Annotated in this window: 3 protein-coding genes; 2 read left to right on the forward strand and 1 reads right to left on the reverse strand. The window is 67.9% G+C overall.

Annotated elements, in window-relative coordinates; translation table 11 throughout:
- The coding region (locus RI841_RS13790; protein WP_310706206.1) for a pyridoxal-phosphate dependent enzyme at positions 1–855 on the forward strand (855 nt) is incomplete at its 5' end.
- Positions 856–943: 88 nt separating this feature from the next.
- Positions 944–1,636, forward strand: a complete 693-nt coding sequence (locus RI841_RS13795) for a haloacid dehalogenase type II (RefSeq protein ID WP_310706207.1) — start codon at positions 944–946, stop codon at positions 1,634–1,636.
- 55 nt (positions 1,637–1,691) lie between these two features.
- Here the strand turns inward: RI841_RS13795 and RI841_RS13800 are convergent, their stop codons facing one another.
- The gene (locus RI841_RS13800) at positions 1,692–2,648 is read right to left on the reverse strand and encodes a sulfurtransferase (RefSeq protein WP_310706208.1); all 957 of its coding nucleotides are present in this window, start codon (positions 2,646–2,648) and stop codon (positions 1,692–1,694) included.
- Positions 2,649–2,782 lie beyond the last annotated feature (134 nt).

A 2,782-nucleotide genomic window follows, 5' to 3' on the forward strand; every position in this document is an offset into this window, starting at 1 on the left:
ACCCACCAGCCCACCGGCGCCTTCAAGCTTCGCGGGGCCACCAACATGATCGCCGCGCTGATCGAGCGCCACGGCCGCGAGGCCCTGGCGGCCGGGGTGGTGACGGCCTCCACCGGCAACCACGGCCGGGCGGTGGCGCACGCCGCCGCGCGCCTGGACGTGCCGGCGGTAGTCTGCCTGTCGCGGCTGGTGCCGGCCAACAAGGTGGCCGCCATCGAGGCGCTGGGTGCCGAAGCGAGGCGTGTCGGCGCCAGTCAGGACGCGGCGTTCTCCGAGGTCGAGCGACTGGTGAACGAGTGCGGCATGACCCTGATCCCGCCTTTCGACGACCCGCGGGTCGTGGCCGGGCAGGGCACCATCGGCCTCGAGCTCATGGAGGACTGCCCGGGCCTGGACCGGGTCATCATCGGACTCTCCGGCGGTGGCCTGCTGGGTGGCATCGGTACGGCCGTGAAAGCGATTCGACCCGCCTGCCGGGTCACCGGGGTGAGCCTGTCCCGTGGCGCCGCCATGTGGGAGAGTCTCAAGGCCGGCCATCCCGTGGCGGTCGAGGAGGTCGAAAGCCTCGCAGACTCCCTGGGCGGTGGCATCGGGCGCGACAACCGCTGCACCTTCGCCCTGGTCAGCGAGGTGATGGATGACCACTTCCACGTCTCCGAGCTTGCCATCGCCGCGGCCATGGTCGATATCCTCGAGGACGAGAAACGGCTGGTGGAGGGTGCCGCCGCGGTGGGCCTGGCGGCCATCAAAGAGCATGGCCTGGACGTCCGAGGCCAGCGCGTTGCGTTGATCCTCTCCGGCAACGGCGTGTCGCTTTCGACCCTCGACCGGGCACGTGCCCTGGCCGGACGCTGATCGGCTGGGCTCTTCCGCTACCGGTCGACTTGTCGCGGCCGGTTTCCCGGCGCAGGCTGGGGACTCTCACCGATGGAAGGAGCAAGGTATGGCAACGGTACTCGCCTTCGATGTCTACGGAACCCTGATCGACACTCACGGTGTGGTCGCCGAACTCGAACTGCGTCTCGCCGGTCAGGATCGTTCGGACCTGGCTCCGGAGTTCTCGCGGTGCTGGCGCGACAAGCAGCTGGAGTACAGCTTCCGCCGCGGCCTGATGGGGGCGTACGCGGATTTTTCCCATTGCACCCGCGAGGCGCTGGAGTTTACCGATCGTGCCCTGCACACACGCTTCTCGGAGACCGACAAGGAACACCTGATGGGCGTCTATGCGCGGCTGCCGGCCTTTCCCGAGGCATCGGCCGCACTGGAGCGCTTCACCGAAGCGGGGGTCCGCTGCGTGGCCTTCTCCAACGGCAGCCATGAGGCGGTAGAGGGGCTGCTGGTGCAGGCCGGGATCCGCGACTACTTCGAGACGGTGGTCAGCGTCGACGAGATCAAGCGCTTCAAGCCCGACCCGGCGGTCTACGCCCATCTCCGTTCTCGGCTCGAGAGTGAGCCCGGTGACACCTGGCTGGTCTCCAGCAATCCCTTCGACGTCATCGGCGCCCGTCATGCTGGCCTGCACGCCGCCTGGGTGCGCCGCATCCCGGATGCCCCCTTCGACCCCTGGGGGATCGAGCCCGACATCACGGTTGCCGACCTCAATGCCCTGGCCGAGAGGCTGATCTCGCAACGATGACGCCCGCGGCCGGTCACCGGCCGCGGGGCCTCCCTGTCAGGGGCAGGAGGCGAAGCTACTCGATCAGCTCGCCCACGCTGACGGTGCCCCGGTCGGCCAGCTGGATGGGACGTTCGTCATCCCGGGTCCAGGCGGCCATGGAGCCATCGTACATACTGGCATTCTCCTGCCCGCCGATCTCGCTGAGCTGGAACCAGCCGCTGGCGGCCCAATGTCCGGTGTTGCAGAAGGCCACGGTGGGCGCCTCATGGTCGAGCCCGAGCTCGTCGATGCGGGCCTTCAGGGAGTCCGGCTGCAGGTAGTAGGCCCCGTCGCGCTCCTCGAGGCTGCCGTCATGGGGCAAGTTCACCGAGTCAGGGATGGTGCCCGGCACGCGAGCGGCAGGTGACTGGGCCTCGCCCCTGTAGAAGGCTGGCGGTCGGGCATCCACCAGTTGTTCATCCGCATTGCGTGCTGCTTCCACCTCCTCGGTGGTGGCCAGCAGGTGCTCCTGCAGCGTGGCCGAGAAATTGACCGTCTCGGGGTCGCTCGCCGTGCCGCTGGCGATCTCGAAGCCCTGCTGCTCCCAGCCGGCGAAGCCGCCGTTGAGGATCGTTACCTCGTCGTGGCCCAGTACCTTGAAGGTCCAGTAGATGCGGGCGGCACTGCCGAAGTCTGTGGGGCCGGTACCGGCCGCGACCACGACCACGGTGTCGTCGTTGTCGATGCCCAGGCCGCCGATCAGACTCTCCAGCGTCTCGACATCGGGCAGCAACCCGGCCACGCCGTTACGGGACTCACGCCAGCCGGCATCGGTGTAGCTGCTGTAGCGGCTGCCGGGGATGCGGGCGCTCTCAAAGCTCGCTCGGTCGCCGCCGTCATCGATGGCGGAGCGTACATCCAGCACGACCAGGTCATCGCTGCCGAGCTGCTCCTCGAGCCATCCAGCGTCGATCAGGGGGGAGGGGTGTAGTGCATGGGCCGGGCCGGCCAGGGCCAGGGTGCCGGCCGCCAGTAACAGGGTGCGTTTCATGAGGCGTCCTCCTCTATCAGGGATGACACGATGCTAGGCGTGCCCTCCCGGGAAGGCAATCTGGCGGCAAGAATGCTTTCTGACGCAATTATTCCAATAATGCATAAAAAACGGCGCCGTTATCTCCGGCGCCG

The organism is Halomonas sp. (assembly GCF_031581305.1).
Taxonomy (GTDB): Bacteria; Pseudomonadota; Gammaproteobacteria; order Pseudomonadales; family Halomonadaceae; genus Halomonas.